This window comes from Archangium minus, from assembly GCF_044360475.1.
Taxonomy (GTDB): Bacteria; Myxococcota; Myxococcia; order Myxococcales; family Myxococcaceae; genus Archangium; species Archangium minus.
The window spans coordinates 9,741,822-9,757,633 of sequence record NZ_CP043494.1 but is presented as its reverse complement, the minus strand read 5'-3'; the positions used below and the strand labels follow the sequence as shown (position 1 = coordinate 9,757,633).

The following is a 15,812-nucleotide window of genomic DNA, read 5'->3' as shown; positions in this document are numbered from 1 at the left end:
CTCAGCCCTCGAGGCGGTTGCCACCCTGGGCCTTGGCCCGGTACAGCCGCTCGTCCGCCACGCGCAGCAGGGTCTCCACATCCGCGCCGTCCTGGGGCGCCACCGCGAGCCCCGCGCTGAAGGTGACGTGGAAGTGCTCGCCCTTGTCCCCTTCGAAGTCGGCCCGCGCCAGCTCCGCCGCCGTGCGCGCCAGGATGTCGCGAGCGCCCTCGGCTGACGCTCCCATCAGCGCCACCACGAACTCCTCGCCACCCCACCGGCACCGCAGATCTTCCTTGCGGAAGCGTGCTGTCAGCAGTCGTCCCAACTGCATCAGCACGCGATCTCCCGCCAGGTGCCCGTGCGTGTCGTTCACCTTCTTGAAGCGGTCCACGTCCAGGAAGCCCAGCGCCAGCGTCCTGCCCATCCGTTGCGCCTCGGCCAACTTCGCGCGCAGGCCCTCCAGGAAGGGACGGCGGAGCAGCAGCCCCGTGAGGACATCTCGCTCGGCCCGATCGCGTGCCAGCCGTGCCCGCTCCAGCCGGGACTGCACGCGGGCTCTCAGCTCCTCGCGCATCACCGGCTTGGCGAGGTAGTCGTCCGCGCCCGCCTGGAAGGCCGCCACCCGGAACTCCACCCCCGTGTGCGCGGTGATGAAGAGGATGGGCAGGCTCTGCCACTCGGGCATGGAGCGCACGATGCGGCACAGGTCGAACCCGCTCGGCCCCGGCATCTCCACGTCCAGCAGCAGCAGATCCGGCCGTTGCTCGGCCAGCACGTCCACCATGCGATAGGGATCTTCCAAGCCCACCACTTCCACCAGCTGGCTGGTCAGGGCTGCGCTTAGGGCGCGCACGGCTTCCGGGTCATCGTCTACCACCAGCACCCGCGAGCGCTCCGGGCGCCGGGCGGCCACCATCCGCTCTACTGCCTCCGAGAGCTCCACCGCGGAGAAGGGCCGTGGCAGGTAGAGCGATGCGCCGCAGTGGATCGCCGCGATGCGGTAGGTGACATCCCCCCCAGCGCCGAAGAAGCCCAGGGGCAGCTCTCGAAGCTCCGGCTCTGCGCGCAGCCGCTCTGCCACCGGGAAGCCTCCTTCTTTGCCTCCCAGGTCCACGTGCAGCAGCACGCCATCCAGCCGCTGCCGTCGCGCTTCTGCCACGGCCTCGTCCGCGTTACGGGCTGTCACCACCCGCAGCAGCCGCTCCTTCCCCATCCGCTCCACGTCCGCCAGCCACGCCTCGTCGTCATCCACCAGCAGCACCGTGCCACGTGGCTCCACCTCCATAGGGGGAGCCTTGGTCTTCGCGGCGCCTGGAGCCTGGGCAGCAGGGGAGGTGGGGGCGATGCTCCGAGCCACTGTGGCCAGCTCGTGCAGTGCCGCATCCAGGGCCCTCCAATCGACGGCTCCCTTCACCTCGCGGGCTGGCTTCAGCAGCGACTCCAGGTGCCGCGCCGCCCCGCTCACCGCGTGGAAGCCGTAAGAGCCCGCCGTCCCATGCAGCTTGTGGACGAGCTGGTACGCTTCTTCGAGCGCCTCGGGGTTCGCAGCTCGCGCCCGCAGCATCGCCGCCATCAGCTCCCGTAGCTTCTCCGCCAGGCGCGTGCCGTACTCGGCGCGCAGGGCCTGGAGGGTGGCATCCAGGTCGTCGTCGGCACGCGTGTTCTCGGCCAGCGTCTTGGGCGGCAGAGGTGGGGGCCGCCGCGCCAGGACCTGTTCCACCCAGATGAGGAGCTCCTGGGGGGTGTAGGGCTTGTGCATCACGCGCGACACCTTGAACCGCCGGGTGAGCTGATCGTGGCTCTTGAGGTCCTTCCAGAAGGCGGACGCGAAGAGGATGGGCAACGTCGGCTGCGTCTGGCGCAGCTCCTGGATGAATTCCGTCCCCGTCATCCCCGGCAGCAGCCCGTCCACGATGGCCGCGTCCACCCGGATGAGCGACAGCAGGTTGCGCGCCTCCTTCACGGTGCGGGCCGACTCCACCTCGTAGCCCCGCTCGCGCAGGTAGGCGCAGACGAGCGACTGCAGATCCTGATCATCCTCAAGGAAGAGGAGCGTTCCACGGCTCATGAGGCCTCCTTGCGTTGCTTCGGTTCATCGTCCCGGCGGGCCAGCAATCCATTGAGCAGCTCCCTCACGGAGGAGAGCAGCTCGTCCTCGGACGTGCGCGCCTTGGTGAGGTGGCGGGTGATGCCGAGCGTGAGTTGGTTCTGGTCCAGAGAGGACAGCTCGCGTCCCGTGAAGACGATGAGCGGCGTGCCGCGGCCCTTGCCCTGGCGGAGGATGTCCACCACCTCGAAGCCATCGAGCTGGGGCAGGCCCACGTCCAGGACGATGAGATCCGGGGGCGTCAGGCGCGCCATGGCCACGGCGCTCTCCCCATCCTCGGCCTCGTAGCAGGCGGCTCCGAGTCGCTCCACCTGGGCGCGCAGCACCTGGCGCGTGGCTGCGTCGTCGTCCACGATGAGCACCCGCGCCTGGCCGGGCCGGCGGATGGCGTAGCGCAGCGCCTGGAGGAAGCGCGTCTCGTCGAAGGGCTTGTCCACCCAGTCCACCAGCAGGGGTTTGACGAGTCCCTCTTCTTGCGGCGAGCGCCCCGCGAGCATCAGCACCGGCAGCTCGCGGGTTCGCGGCTCCTCGCGCAGCCGCCGGACGAAGTCCAAGCCGCTGCCGTCCATCCACTGCGCGTCCAGCACCAGCACGTCTGGCGCGCCTACTTCGATGAGCTTCTCCGCCTCCTCCGGCGAGGGGCTGCGCAGCACGCGGTAGCCCTCGTGGGTGAGCAGTCCGCGCAGCAGGCCAGAGAGCTCCGAGTCCGTCGTCACCACGAGGATGGTGTAGCGGGAGTCGTCCATGACGCGGGAGACGACCCCCGAGCCCGCGCGCAGCGCTGGCAGCGAGAAGGTGAAGGTGGCGCCCTGGCCTGGCTCGCTTTGGACCTCGATGCGGCCGCCGTGCTGCTCGATGATGGCCTGAGAGATGGCCAGCCCCAGGCCGGTGCCTCCCTTGGAGCGCGTGTCCGAGCTGTCGAGCTGCTGGAACTTGCCGAAGAGCCGGTCGCGCTTCTCCAGGGGAATGCCCGGGCCTTGGTCCACCACGGAGAAGCGCACCTGGCCGCGTGCGTCCCGAGCGGCCCGCACCTCCACCTGGCTGTCCTGGGGGGAGAACTTGATGGCGTTGGAGACGAGGTTGGTGAGCACCTGGATGAGGCGATCCCTGTCGGCTCGCACCGCGCCCGCGCCCACTGCCTCCGCGTGCAGCTTCACCCGCGCCGTGTCCGCCATGGCCTGCACACCGCTGAAGGTGGCCTCGATAGCGTCGGAGACCTCCACCGGCTGCAGCTTCAGCTCCAGCTTGCCGGACTCCATCTTCTCCAGGTCGAGGATGTCGTTGATGAGGCGGATGAGGCGCTCGGTGTTGGTGCGGGCGATGCGCACCATGTCCTGGGCCGGAGGGGGCAGCTCGCCCAGGACACCGCCCTCCAGCAGGCCCAGCGAGCCGCGGATGGAGGTGAGGGGCGTGCGCAGCTCATGGCTGACGGTGGAAACGAACTCGTTCTTCAGCCGCTCCACCTCTCTGCGCTCGGTGATGTCGCGCACGTAGGTGGTGAAGCGCGCGGGGCCGTCGCTGCGTACCCGGAGGAGGGTGAGCTCGGCGGGGAAGGTGCTGCCGTCGATGCGCAGGCAGGACAGCTCCAGGCGGGTGGCGTGGCCCGGCGTGGCGTCGGCCCGGAGCGCGCGTCTCACCGTCTCGCGCTGCTCGGCCTTCACGGTGGCGGCCAGTGCCAGGGTCAGGAAGTCGCGTCCCACCGCCTGGGCCCGAGGCAGCCGGAAGATGTGCTCCGCGGCCGGGTTGAACTCCAGGATGCGGCCTCCCTCGTCCAGGGAGATGATGCCATCGAGCGAGCTCTCCAGGATGGCGGCCTTGCGATCCTCGCTCTCGCGCAGCTCTGCGTTGGCGGTGGCGAGGGCCGAGGTGCGCTCCTCCACGCGTCGCTCCAGCTCTGCGTTGAGCGCGTCGAGCGCCGCACCCGTGCGTGCCAGCCGCATCAGCACCATCAGCACGAAGGCGACGAGCAGCAGCGAGAAGGCGAAGAGGATGATGCGGAAGCGCTCGGTGCGCGCCAGGGCCCCCTCGTAGAGCTGGAGGTAGGTGGTGATGAGGCGCTCGGCCTCGAGGCTGGCGGGGTGCGCCATCAGCTGCCGGAGCGTGGCGTCGACTTCCCGCTCCTGGGTCAGGAGGGCCCGGGCCTGTGTCTCCAGCTCTGCGCGCGGCGCCTCGAGCTCTGGTTTCCCGGCCGTCAGCGCCGCCAGGGAGGCCAGGGCCTCGTCCACCTGGGACTCACGGCCCGCGTCCGCGCCGGCCAGCACGGCGCTTGTGAGTGCCTGAGTCCTTCCCCGCGGCTCGCCCGGAGGCAGCTGCTCGGCCAGGGTGGCGGCTCGCCGTTCAAGGTCCGACCGGGTTCCGGTCCTTCTCTCTTCCTGTTCCTGGAGGCGCGCCAGCAACAGCTCCTCGTCCACCAGTGCGCGGACATAGGCGTCCAGCACCGCGCCCAGGGTGCGCTGCTCCTGCTCCGGCAGCAGGCTCGGGAAGTGACGCAGCTCCGCCGCCCTCAGGCGCAGCTCGGCCACCGTCTCTCGCGACGAGCCCTGTGCCTGCGGCAGCCCCAGGTGGGTGCGGAGGGTGTCCTGCTCCAGCTCGGCACTCTTGACGCGCAGCTGGCGCAGCCGAGTCCGGTAGCTGTCATGCTCGGCGGCCCTCATCGGGCGGCCCAGCACGAAGAGCACGCAGAGGAGCACGAGCGCCCCTGCCGCGAGCACCACCGAGCGTTTCGAGAGAAGGGTCTTCACGCGTCCTCAGGTGGGTGGCAGCAGCCGCTTGATTTCGGCGGGCAGGGTCATGGGATCGAACGGCTTGCCGATGACGCCCACGGCCCCCAGCTCCAGGTAGCGCGTCACCTCCTGCTTCTGGATCTTCGCCGTCATGAAGATGACGGGCGTCTTCGCGGTGGACGCCTGGGCGCGCAGCTGGACGAGCGTGGTGGGCCCGTCCATGCCCGGCATCATCACGTCCAGGAGGATGAGGTCCGGCTGCTCGGCGGCGGCCTTGGTCAGTGCCTCGGCACCCGATGCGGCGAGCACCGTCTGCCAGCCGCCCACGCGGCTGAGGCTCAGATGACCGATGGTCCGGATGTCGTCCTCATCATCCACGAGCAGCACCTTGCGAATCGTCATGGGGCTTCCTGTTCGGGCGGTGAGACTGCGAGGCACTCGGGCAACTCCACCCGGAAGGTGGTGCCGGCCCGCTCGGCGGTGACGAAGTCCAGGCGAACGGGGGCGGACAGACGCCGAGTGCTAGCGCATCCGAGCGGGTGTTGGCGAGGTCTCCCATGCGGGCACAGGTCACCCCGGCGGGACCCCGTGCCGCCAGGCGGGAAGGGGCTCGGCCCGGGTGGAGGCAAGCCCGCCTGTCAGAACCGCGACAGCGCGAGGAAGGTCTTCATCTTCGCGTTCGTCTCGCGCAGCCGCACCGACAGGGTGCGCACGAAGGACCACAGCAGTACATAAGCCAGGTCCTTGTCTGTGAACATCAGGTGATCCAGGTGCTCGCGCTCGATAACCCACAGGGTACACGCGGTGTGAGCGAAGGCGTCGGCCGAGCGGGGAATGTCCTCGATGACGGACATTTCCCCGAAATATTGGCCCTTTTCCAGGATGGCGAGCGCTTCCTCGCCCATGCCGGGCACTTGCTGAGAAATGCGAACCTTACCTTCCAGGATGATGAACATTTCCTGGCCGGCATCTCCCTCATGGAACAGGCAGGCGCCCGCCTCGTAGCCCCGGGGACGGGCAATTTTCGCCACGCGATGGAGCTGACTCTGGGTGAGTCCCTCAAAGAGCGCAACCTTCTTGAGGATCGAGGCATCCATGTGGCGCCAGTTCGTACCACGACCCGAGGGGCTCTGGTACGGTGACACCCCACATTTGAGATACAGAGGAGTGACGACCCGTGGCGGAGAAGATCAACAAGGTGACCATCATCGGCTCGGGGCCCGCGGGTTACACCGCGGCCATCTACGCCGCGCGTGCCAACCTGGAGCCGGTCATGTTCTCCGGCGGCCCCACGCTCGATGACCCGCAGCGCGTGCCCGGCGGCCAGCTCATGGTCACCACCGACGTGGAGAACTACCCTGGCTTCCCCGAGGCCGTGACCGGTCCGGAGCTGATGGAGCGCTTCCAGAAGCAGGCCGAGCGCTTCGGCACCGTCATCCACATGGAGAACGTGGTGAAGTTGGATCTCTCCAAGCGCCCCTTCTTCATCCAGGGCGAGAGCGTGAGCTGCTACTCGGAGACCATCATCATCGCCACGGGTGCGAGCGCGAAGTGGCTGGGCGTGAAGGGCGAGGACCAGTTCAAGAACCGCGGCGTGTCCGCGTGCGCCACGTGCGACGGCGCCTTCTTCAAGAACCAGGACGTGCTGGTGGTGGGCGGTGGGGATACCGCCATGGAGGAGGCCACCTACCTGGCGAAGATCGTCAAGAGCGTCACCGTGGTGCACCGGCGCGACTCGCTGCGCGCCTCGAAGGTGATGCAGGAGCGGGCCCTGAAGAACCCGAAGATCTCCTTCCTGTGGGACAGCGCCATCGACGAGGTGGTGGGCGACCAGAAGGGCATGTCGGGCGCGGTGGTGCGCAACCTGAAGACGAACGACACGAGGCTGGTGGCGGCCACGGGCCTGTTCGTGGCCATCGGCCACACGCCCAACACGGCGCTGTTCCAGGGCGTGCTGGAGACGCACCAGGGCGGCTACCTCAAGACGGTGCCGGGCAGCACCCGCACCAACATCGAGGGCGTGTTCGCCTGCGGTGACGTGCAGGACAGCTACTACCGGCAGGCCATCACCGCGGCGGGCACGGGCTGCATGGCGGCCATTGACGCCGAGCGCTGGCTCATCGAGCACGGCGAGTAGGCCCTTGCGGCACAGGTTTTGGGAGACCCTGGACACACCATGAGCACGAAGCGGAAGACGGTGGCGGTACACGCGGGCGCACAGCTGACGGGCAGCAAGTCCCAGCCGGTGGTGCCGCCCATCCACGTGTCGGCGGTGAGCTTCTTCGACAACAGCGACGAGCTGGACGCGGCGCTGGATGGCAAGGACTACGTCTACTCGCGCATCGCGGCGCCCAATGCCGCGCTGCTGGAGGAGGCGGTGGCGGCGCTGGAGGGCGCGGAGGCCTGTGTGGCCTACGCGAGCGGCATGGCCGCGCTCCGAGCCGTCTTCGACGTGCTGAACCTCAAGCAGGGCGACGTGGTGGTGATGCCGGCGGATGGCTATGGCGTCACCCGGTCTCTCTTCAAGAACCTGGCCGCGCGGACCGGGGCTCGCGTCGAGGCGCTCATCCTCTCGGACGCCTCGGCGCCCGAGCGCATCGTCGCGCTGCGCCCCAAGCTGGTGCTGGCCGAGAGCGTCACCAACCCGCTGCTGCGCGTGCCGGACATCCGGGCGCTGTCGCGGGCGTGCCGGGAGGTGGGCGCGGCGCTCGCGGTGGATGCCACCTTCCCCTCGCCGTACGGGCAGCGCGCGTGCGAGCTGGGGGCGGACTACTCCATCCAGTCCACGACGAAGTGGCTCAACGGGCACAGCGACGCGCTGGGCGGCACGGTGAGCGGCAGCCGCGAGAAGATGGCGGCGCTGCGGGCCGCTCGCCTGCTCGGCGGTGACGTGCTGGGGCCCTTCGAGGCGTGGCTCACGCTGCGCGGGGTGCGCACGCTGCCGGTGCGCATGAAGGCCCATTGCGAGCACGCCCTGCACGTGGCGAAGCGGCTCTCCGAGTCGCCGCTCGTCGCGCGCGTCCACTACCCGGGTCTGCCGGAGCACCCGGACCACGCGGTGGCCAGGCAGGTGCTGGAGGGCGGCTTCGGCGGCATGGTGGCCTTCGACATCAAGGGCGCGGGCCGGCCGGACTGCTTCCGCTTCCTGGAGAAGGTGAAGCTGGCGCGGGCGGCGCCGTCGCTCGGGGACGTGTGCACGCTGGTGATGCACGCGGCCAGCGCGAGCGCGCGTCGTATGACGCCCGAGGAGCGGCAGGCCGCCGGCATCGGCGAGAGCCTCATCCGCGTCTCGGTGGGCCTGGAAGACCCGGATGACATCGCGGACGACCTGCTCGCCGCGGTGGCGGAGGCGATGCAGCGGTGAAGATGGTGGATGTGGGAGGAAAGGAGAAGACCGAGCGCGTGGCGGTGGCCACCGCTCGGCTGCGCATGCTCCCGGCGACGCTCGAGCGCATTCTCCAGGGGAAGGTGGAGAAGGGGGACGTGTTGGCCGCGGCTCGCCTCGCGGGCGTGATGGCGGCCAAGCGCACCCCGGACATCGTCCCGCTGTGTCACCCCATCGCGCTGTCCGGGGTGGAGGTGCACCTCCAGCCGCTGGAGGATGCCCTGGAGATTCGCGTGACGGTGCGGACGGTGGACCGCACGGGCGTGGAGATGGAGGCGCTCACCGCGGCGTGCGCGTCAGCCCTCACGGTCTACGACATGTGCAAGAGCGTGGACCGGGGCATGGTGATGGAGAACGTGCAGCTGGACCACAAGTCCGGCGGTCGCTCCGGCACATGGGACCGTGCGAGCGAGTCCGAGAAGCCGACCGGGAAACGGCCGGCGACCCGCTCTCAGCGCAAGGCGACTCGCTCGTCGAAGCGGTAGTCCCTCGCGCCTACTGAGCCCGCCCACCCTTCGCGGTGGGGGGCTTCAGGGGAGTGGCCGTCACGTACGCGGGTGGAGACTCGCGCATGTCGATCAGGACGTCATAGTTCTTCGGCTCTGGGGCGCGCGGGCCGGCGGCGAAGCGATAGAGGCCACTCACATCGCGGACCTCCGGGAAGCGCTCCTTCATGAGCTGCTTCAACATCTCCTTGGCCACCCATTCGGCATCAACGGAGATGGAGCCAAACTCATCCAGATACCGGCGCGGCGCGGAAGAGTCGGTCTGCCGAGCGGTGACGACGAAGATTCGCGGGCGTTCCTCCGGCTCGATTTGACGAAGGCGGGCCTCCATGCGCGCGAGCTCGCGGCTCTGGGGAACCGCGAAGAGCTCGAAGCTCTGCTGGTACGCGAGGAGCACACTCGTCACCGCGAAGCACGCGAGCAGGGCGGTTGCGACCTTCTGTCCCCGAGCGGGCCAGCAGCTCCCGATGTTCACCAGCGACGCGGCGAAGAAGACGGTCCACACGCCGGTGAGCGCGTAGAGCGTGCGGTAGGTCGGCCAGCGCTCCTTCGCGAGGAAGCTGATGCCGTAGGCCACGGCCGAGAGCGCTACCAGACCCAGGATCCAGCGCCAGCGACCCGGGCTACCGGTGCGACGTCCCTCGATGAGGATTCCCGCGGTGACGATCACCAGGGTCAGCACCACCATGACCCAGAACCCACGGGCCGAGGCGTCGCGAACATCCTCGATGACGAGCAGCGCCAGGCTGTTGGGAAGCACCTCGGTGACGGCCCAGACCGCTTTGTCCAGCCAGTGGAGCTCGAAGGTGATTCGCGGTGAGGCGCGGAACACCCCGGCCGCGAACAAGATCTTCATGAACACGAACGCGGAGCCCAGTCCGGCGGCCATGACACACAGGTGGCGCACCAGCCAACGGAGGGTGTCCTTGACGGTGTCGTGGTGCCGCACCGCGAGCGCTGCCGCCACCAGCACGGCGTAGAACAGACCGCTCGGCTGATACGTGAGCGTCGCCGCGGCCATGACGAGGACCGCGAGAAGCCATCGGCTCCAGCGAAGCAGTCCCGAGGAGTGCCGTGTTGCCCCTTCCGAGAGCGCGAAGGCAAGGGGCCCCATCAGCGACGCCGGGGCTTGTGGCCAGCAGATGGCCCAGCTCGCGATCACCTGCGCGGAAGGCAACATCGACAAGGTGGCCGACAGCAGGGCGGCCTGCGGCAGGTGCCAACCCAGCTGGCCGAGAATCAGGAAGACCACCGCGCTGAGCAATCCCAGGCACACGACTCCCGCGAGCCGCTGCCAGCACAAGCCATCAATCTCGCCGGCCACACGCGCGGACAGCTCGAGGAGCCAGCCGTACAGCGGTCGCCCATGGGCGGCGCAGACCCTCAGTATCTTTCCGGGCTCCTCCTGGGCCTCCCGCAGGATGGCGTAGTCATCACGCAGTCCGTAGCGGTGGAAGATGGTGCGCCAGTAGGTGGCCAACGGCAGCAAGAAGAGCAGCGCGGTCGTCCCGAGGACGCCTGCTCCGCGTTGCATGTGGGTGTTGCCCATGTGTGAGAGGTTCCTCTTGTGCGCGGGCAATTAGCACAAGCGGAACCCGGTCACATGCGGGGCCCGGGAGCCCCAAGGTTGGAGCCCTAAGCTTTGCGCTCTAAAAGAGCCCTGCGTCCTGCGAACCCGTTCCGAGAGACGAGGGGGGCATCAGCCCGGAGCCGCCAACCCCCGCATCCGTCGCACCGAAGGGCGAGGGGTAGGTCGGTATCGCGCCGGAGCCTCCGGTGCCGGCATCCGTCCCGGTGTCATACGGGGACGGCTGCGTGGGAGGGACACTTCCAGGGGGAGGGGAGACCCCCGGCGTCGTCTGGGGGACGCCCGGCGTGGTGGTGGGCGCGCCGGTGCTGGGATCGAACTGCGCGTTGGCCACCGCCAGGGACAGCATCGAGGCGCCGACCACGGCGCCGGCCAGCATGAGCCGAGTCTTCTTGTTGATGACCACGTGTTGCCTCCTGCCAGGTTCAAGCGTCACGAAAGTGGCCATGTAGGCACTTTCCATGCAGCGAGCCCCGCCCCCTCTGTTTGGGGAGGAGACGTGCAGCTGTAACCCCCTGAAATGACTCGGGGAGTGCGGTTCCCAAAGCTTTCCCCTTGACGCCTTGTGTTGGTTCCGGGCATTTACCGACCGGTCGGTAGGTCAGTCGGGAGTTTGCTGGCTGGCCCCCCTCAAGGAGGACACGCGATGCATTCGGGTCGGAAGCAGGATGACGGCGAGCGCTACCGGACGATCCTGGAGACGGCGGCGCGCCTCATCTGCGAGCGCGGCTACGAGGGCACCTCGATGCAGGAGATTGCCGCCGCGTGCCGGATGACGAAGGCGGGGCTCTACCACCACGTGCAGAACAAGGAGCAGCTGCTCTTCGACATCATGAGCTACGGGATGGACGCCTTCGAGCAGCAGGTGCTCGACAAGGTGCGCGACTTCCCGGACCCCGTCGAGCGGCTGCGTGAGTGCATGCGGCTCAACATCCACCTGGTGACGGGTGGGTGCAGCAAGGAGGTCATCATCATCCTCCACGAGCACGCCACGCTCACCGGCGAGGCTCGGGCCTTCATCGACAGCCGCAAGAAGAACTACGTCCGGTTCCTGGAGGACGCGTTCTCCGAGGCCGTGCGCATGGAGCGTATCCGCCCCGTGCAGCCCACCGTGGCCGCGTTCTCGTTCCTCGGCATGGTGCTGTGGATCTACAAGTGGTTCCAGCCCGACGGGCGACTGTCGGCCGAGCAGGTCGCCAACGAGATGGTGGAGCTGCTCTTCACCGGGCTGGTGACTCCGGCGATGGCCGCCGCGGGTGCGACGGGTACTCCCGTGCTGTCGATCGTTCCTCCCAAGGTGGCGGGAGGGGAGTCATGAAGCCCGGTCGCTGGGGCTCGGTGACGGAGTTGGTGGCGTCCATCCCCGACGGGGCCTCGCTGGCCACCGGGGGCTTCATGCTGGGCCGCGCGCCCATGGCGCTGGTGCTGGAGCTGATCGCCCAAGGCCGCAAGGGTCTCCATCTCATCTCCCTGCCCAACCCGTTGCCCGCCGAGTTCCTGGTGGCCGGGGGCTGTCTTTCGCGAGTGGAGCTGCCCTTCGGCGCGCTGAACCTGGAGGGCCGGGTGCGTCCCATGCCCTGTCTCAAGCGGGCCATCGAGCAGGGGCGCATCGTCTGGCGTGAGCATGACGGGTACCGCGTGGTGCAGCGGCTGCGCGCGGCGTCCATGGGGCTGCCCTTCATTCCGGCGCCTGACGCGGACGTGTCCGAGCTGGCCGATGCCGAGCCGCTCCAGGTGGTGGTGGATCCCTTCACGGGTCAGCGGGTGCCGGTCGAGCCGGCCGTCTATCCGGACGTAGCGCTCATCCACGCGCGCGCGGCGGACGAGCGGGGCAACCTCTACATCGAGGACCCCACGACGGACCTGCTGGTCGCTGGCGCGGCTCGCCGGGTGCTGGCGACGGCCGAGGAGCGTGTAACCCGGCTTCCTCGGGTGACGATCCCCGGCTTCCAGGTGGAGCGCGTCGCGCTCGCGCGGGGTGGGGCGCTGCCGACTGGCTGTGTCGGGCTGTACCCGCATGACGACGCGATGCTCGCGGACTACCTCTCGCTGGCCGAGGCCGGGCGTGAGGCGGAGTTCCTCGACAGCCTCCTGCGGCGGACCCGGAGCGCGGCATGAACGTGGAATCGTCCGTGACGCCCGCGGAGGTCGTGGTCTCGCTGCTCGCCCAGGAGATTGACGATGGCGGCGTGGTGGCCACCGGGGTTGCCTCGCCGCTGGCCATCCTCGCCATCGCCGTGGCTCGGGCCACGCACGCGCCCTCGCTGACATACCTGGCGTGCGTTGGCTCGTTGGATCCGGATCTGCCCTCACTGCTCCCCTCGTCCGAGGACCTCGGCTACCTGGAGGGGCGCTCGGCGGAGGTCACCATTCCGGACCTCTTCGACCATGCCCGGCGGGGCAGGGTGGACACCGTGTTCTTCGGGGCCGCCGAGGTGGATGCCCTGGGACAGACGAACATGACGGCCTCGGGGAGCCTGGAGCGTCCGCGCACCAAGTTCCCCGGTGTGGCGGGGGCGGCCACGCTGCGGCAGTGGGTACGCCGGCCGGTGCTGGTGGTGCCTCGGCAGTCGCGCCGCAACCTCGTGCCCGAGGTGCAGGTGGTGACCACGCGGGATGATCGCCGCCCGGTGAAGCTCATCTCCGATCTCGGCGTCTTCGAGCTCGGGGCGGGCGGGGCGCGGCTCCTCTCGCGTCACCCCTGGGCCTCGCTCGACGCGATTCGCGAGCGTACCGGCTTTTCGTTCCACGCGGACGTGTCGCTGCCCGTCACCTCGCTTCCGGATGCGCGCACCGTGTCGGCGATCCGGGCGATCGATTCCCGCTGCCTCCGCGACCAGCTCGTGGGGGCGTGAGCCACCGTCTTTCCTGTCAGGAGTACCCGGTATGAAGGCTGTCGTTCTGCGTCAGTTTGGTGAAGCGAGCAACCTGAAGATGGAGTCCGTGCCCGACCCTCGTCCGGGTCGCGGCGAGGTGCTCATTCGCGTCCACGCTTGCGGCGTCTGCTACCACGACGTCATCAACCGCCGGGGAAACCTGCCGCGTACCCACGTGCCCGCCATCCTCGGCCATGAGGCCGCTGGCGAGGTGGTGGAGGTGGGTCCGGACACGCCGGGATGGAAGGTCGGAGACCGCGTGGCGACGCTGCAGCGGCTCTCGTGTGGCGAGTGCGCCCTGTGCAAGAGCGGCCGCAACAGCCTGTGCAAGAAGGACAACCGCTTCTTCGGAGAGGAGATCTCCGGCGGCTACGCGCAGTACATGACGGCGCCGGTGGCGGGGCTGGGCCGAGTGCCCGCGAACCTGCCCTGGCCGGTGGCGGCCACGGTGTGCTGCACGCTGGGCACGGCTGTCCACACGGTGCGCACGCGCGGCCGCGTGCGGGATGGCGAGACGGTGCTCATCACCGGCGCCAGCGGTGGCGTGGGGCTCGCGGCGGTGCAGCTGGCGAAGCTGGACGGGGCGCGCGTCATCGCGGTGACGTCCGGTGAGGCGAAGGTGCAGCCCTTGCGCGAGGCGGGAGCAGACGAGGTCATCGTGTCGCGCGGGCTGGACTTCGCTTCCGAGGCGCGCAAGCGCACGGGCGGCGAGGGCGTCAACGTGGCCATCGAGATCGTCGGCAGCGCCACCTTCGGACAGACGCTGAAGGCGATGGCGCCGGGCGGCCGGGTGGTGGTGGTGGGCAACCTGGAGTCGGGCAAGGTGGACCTCAACCCGGGCCTGGTCATCGTCAAGGAGCTGGAGATCCTCGGGGCCTACGCCACCACGCGTGACGAGCTGGACGAGTCGCTCCGGCTGACGGCCGACGGGAAGATCCGTCCCTTCGTGTCGGAGGAGGTCCCGCTGGCCGATGCCGGACGGGCGCACTTCCGGCTGGAGAACCGCGAGATCGCGGGCCGGCTGGTGTTGGTTCCCCCCGAGTTGCAGTAAGCGCACCGCGCGAGGAGCAATCTTATGAAGAAGCAAGTTGGAATCGAAGCGCTGGCCATCGCGGTGCCCCGCCGCTACGTGGACATTGAGGACCTCGCCCGGGCGCGCGGCGTGGACCCCGCGAAGTACACGGCGGGCCTGGGGGCGAAGGAGATGGCGGTGGCGGATCCAGGTGAGGACTCCGTCTCGCTCGCCGCCACGGCCGTGGCGCGGCTCATCCAGCGCAACGGGGTGGACACGTCCCGCGTGGGCATGCTGGTGGTGGGCACCGAGACGGGCGTGGACCACGCGAAGCCGGTGGCCTCGCACGTTCAGGGGCTGCTGAAGCTGCCCAAGACGATGCGCACCTACGACACGCAGCATGCGTGCTACGGCGGCACCGCCGGGTTGATGGCGGCCGTGGAGTGGATTGCTTCGGGCGCGGGCGCGGGCCGCTCGGCCATCGTCGTCTGCTCGGACATCGCGCGCTATGGGCTGAACACCGCGGGCGAGCCCACCCAGGGCGGCGGCGCGGTGGCCCTGCTCGTGTCGGAGCAGCCGGACCTGCTCTCGCTCGACATCGGGCTGAACGGTGTCTGCTCCATGGACGTGTACGACTTCTGGCGGCCGCTCGGCCGGCGGGAGGCGATGGTGGACGGGCATTACTCCATCAGTTGCTACCTGGATGCGCTCTCGGGCGCGTACCGCGGCTGGCGCGAGCGCGCGCTGGCACACGAGGTGGTGCGCTGGGGCGACTCGCTCCCGGGCGAGCAGCTCGCGCGCATCCTGTACCACGTGCCCTTCTGCAAGATGGCGCGCAAGGCCCACACGCAGCTGCGGCTGTGTGACCTGGAGGACGCGCCGAACGCCGCGGCCAGCACTCCGGCGGCGCGCGAGGAGGCCGCGAAGTCCACCGCCAGCTACGATGCCCAGGTGGCCTCGTCCCTGGGGCTCAACGCCCGCATCGGCAACGTGTACACCGCCTCGCTGTACCTGGCGCTCGCGGGACTGATGAACGGCGAGGGCGCCGCGCTGGCCGGCAAGCGGATCGGCCTGCTGTCCTACGGCAGTGGCTGTGCCGCGGAGTTCTACTCCGGCGTGGTGGGAGAGAAGGCAGCCCAGCGGATGGCCCAGGTGGACGTGGAGGCGGTGCTCGCGAAGCGCGAGCGCGTCACCGTGGAGGAGTACGAGCGCATCATGCGGCTGGCCTCGGATGCGCCGGAGCAGCTGACCCCGGCCCCGGGCGAGTTCCGGCTCTCGGAAATCCGCGACTTCCGCCGCATCTACGCCGCCGGCTGAGCACTGTGACGGACGCGGGTACCTGGAGCTGTGCGGTTGTCCAGGTACCCGGTTCGTGTGAAGGTGCACACGTCGAAATGACGAGTGTTCGGGCCGGCGAACCCTTCTGAAGTGGAAGGATCATGAGCCGACCCACGAATCCGTTTCTATTGATAAGCGTGTCAGTCCTGCTCTGGAGTGCCGCGGCCTGCAAGCCCAAGGACGATTCCGAGAAGCAGACACAGGACGCGGGAATCAACTGCCCTGCTGTCGAGGACACGTGCTGCGATGGCAGCTGTAGCGGGGAGACGGGGGCCGAGGGCTCTCTGTCTCTCGA

The 15,812-nt window shown here is 69.1% G+C and carries 14 protein-coding genes; 8 read left to right on the top strand and 6 right to left on the bottom strand.

Features of this window, described 5'->3' with window-relative positions; translation table 11 throughout:
* Nucleotide 1: 1 nt before the first annotated feature.
* The 4 genes from F0U60_RS39815 to F0U60_RS39800 form a co-directional block, all read right to left on the bottom strand.
* A complete protein-coding gene (locus tag F0U60_RS39815; protein ID WP_395807650.1) occupies nt 2-2,050 on the bottom strand; it encodes a response regulator in 2,049 nt (682 codons plus the stop codon).
* Nucleotides 2,047-4,830, bottom strand: a complete 2,784-nt coding sequence (locus tag F0U60_RS39810) for an ATP-binding protein (RefSeq protein WP_395807648.1) — start codon at nt 4,828-4,830, stop codon at nt 2,047-2,049. The genes F0U60_RS39815 and F0U60_RS39810 overlap by 4 nt, the downstream gene beginning before the upstream one ends.
* Before the next feature lie 6 nt (nt 4,831-4,836).
* A complete protein-coding gene (locus F0U60_RS39805) occupies nt 4,837-5,214 on the bottom strand; it encodes a response regulator (RefSeq protein WP_395807646.1) in 378 nt (125 codons plus the stop codon).
* Nucleotides 5,215-5,450: 236 nt separating this feature from the next.
* Entirely contained in the window at nt 5,451-5,909 is a 459-nt protein-coding gene (locus F0U60_RS39800) for a cyclic nucleotide-binding domain-containing protein (protein ID WP_395807644.1), read from the bottom strand.
* Nucleotides 5,910-5,989: 80 nt separating this feature from the next.
* Between F0U60_RS39800 and trxB the strand changes: the two genes are divergently transcribed.
* The 3 genes from trxB to moaC are packed head-to-tail and all read left to right on the top strand — an operon-like array spanning nt 5,990 to nt 8,682.
* Complete coding sequence (trxB, locus tag F0U60_RS39795) at nt 5,990-6,949, top strand: thioredoxin-disulfide reductase (protein ID WP_395807642.1); 960 nt, start codon at nt 5,990-5,992, stop codon at nt 6,947-6,949.
* Between the two features lie 39 nt (nt 6,950-6,988).
* A complete protein-coding gene (locus tag F0U60_RS39790) occupies nt 6,989-8,176 on the top strand; it encodes a trans-sulfuration enzyme family protein (protein WP_395807640.1) in 1,188 nt (395 codons plus the stop codon).
* Nucleotides 8,173-8,682 (top strand): cyclic pyranopterin monophosphate synthase MoaC, encoded by a 510-nt coding sequence (gene moaC, locus F0U60_RS39785; protein ID WP_395807638.1) that lies wholly within the window; start codon nt 8,173-8,175, stop codon nt 8,680-8,682. The genes F0U60_RS39790 and moaC overlap by 4 nt, the downstream gene beginning before the upstream one ends.
* Before the next feature lie 10 nt (nt 8,683-8,692).
* Here the strand turns inward: moaC and F0U60_RS39780 are convergent, their stop codons facing one another.
* Together F0U60_RS39780 and F0U60_RS39775 are read right to left on the bottom strand one after the other, a co-directional pair.
* The gene (locus F0U60_RS39780) at nt 8,693-10,252 is read right to left on the bottom strand and encodes a hypothetical protein (protein WP_395807636.1); all 1,560 of its coding nucleotides are present in this window, start codon (nt 10,250-10,252) and stop codon (nt 8,693-8,695) included.
* A gap of 100 nt (nt 10,253-10,352) precedes the next feature.
* A complete protein-coding gene (locus tag F0U60_RS39775; RefSeq protein WP_395807634.1) occupies nt 10,353-10,697 on the bottom strand; it encodes a hypothetical protein in 345 nt (114 codons plus the stop codon).
* A 240-nt stretch (nt 10,698-10,937) separates the two neighbouring features.
* Here F0U60_RS39775 and F0U60_RS39770 point away from each other — a divergent pair, with 240 nt between their 5' ends.
* Genes F0U60_RS39770 through F0U60_RS39750 form a run of 5 tightly spaced genes read left to right on the top strand, consistent with a single transcriptional unit; the run spans nt 10,938 to nt 15,496 of the window.
* Entirely contained in the window at nt 10,938-11,609 is a 672-nt protein-coding gene (locus F0U60_RS39770; protein WP_395807632.1) for a TetR/AcrR family transcriptional regulator, read from the top strand.
* The gene (locus tag F0U60_RS39765; RefSeq protein WP_395807630.1) at nt 11,606-12,409 is read left to right on the top strand and encodes a CoA transferase subunit A; all 804 of its coding nucleotides are present in this window, start codon (nt 11,606-11,608) and stop codon (nt 12,407-12,409) included. Before F0U60_RS39770 ends, F0U60_RS39765 begins: the two co-directional genes overlap by 4 nt.
* Nucleotides 12,406-13,146 carry a CoA-transferase subunit beta gene (locus F0U60_RS39760; protein WP_395807628.1) on the top strand — a complete coding sequence of 247 codons (741 nt, stop codon included), beginning with the start codon at nt 12,406-12,408 and terminating at the stop codon, nt 13,144-13,146. The genes F0U60_RS39765 and F0U60_RS39760 overlap by 4 nt, the downstream gene beginning before the upstream one ends.
* Before the next feature lie 31 nt (nt 13,147-13,177).
* Nucleotides 13,178-14,218, top strand: coding sequence for an alcohol dehydrogenase catalytic domain-containing protein (locus F0U60_RS39755; RefSeq protein ID WP_395807626.1), 1,041 nt, complete (start codon nt 13,178-13,180; stop codon nt 14,216-14,218).
* A 24-nt stretch (nt 14,219-14,242) separates the two neighbouring features.
* Nucleotides 14,243-15,496, top strand: coding sequence for a hydroxymethylglutaryl-CoA synthase family protein (locus F0U60_RS39750; RefSeq protein ID WP_395807624.1), 1,254 nt, complete (start codon nt 14,243-14,245; stop codon nt 15,494-15,496).
* Nucleotides 15,497-15,812: the final 316 nt, after the last annotated feature.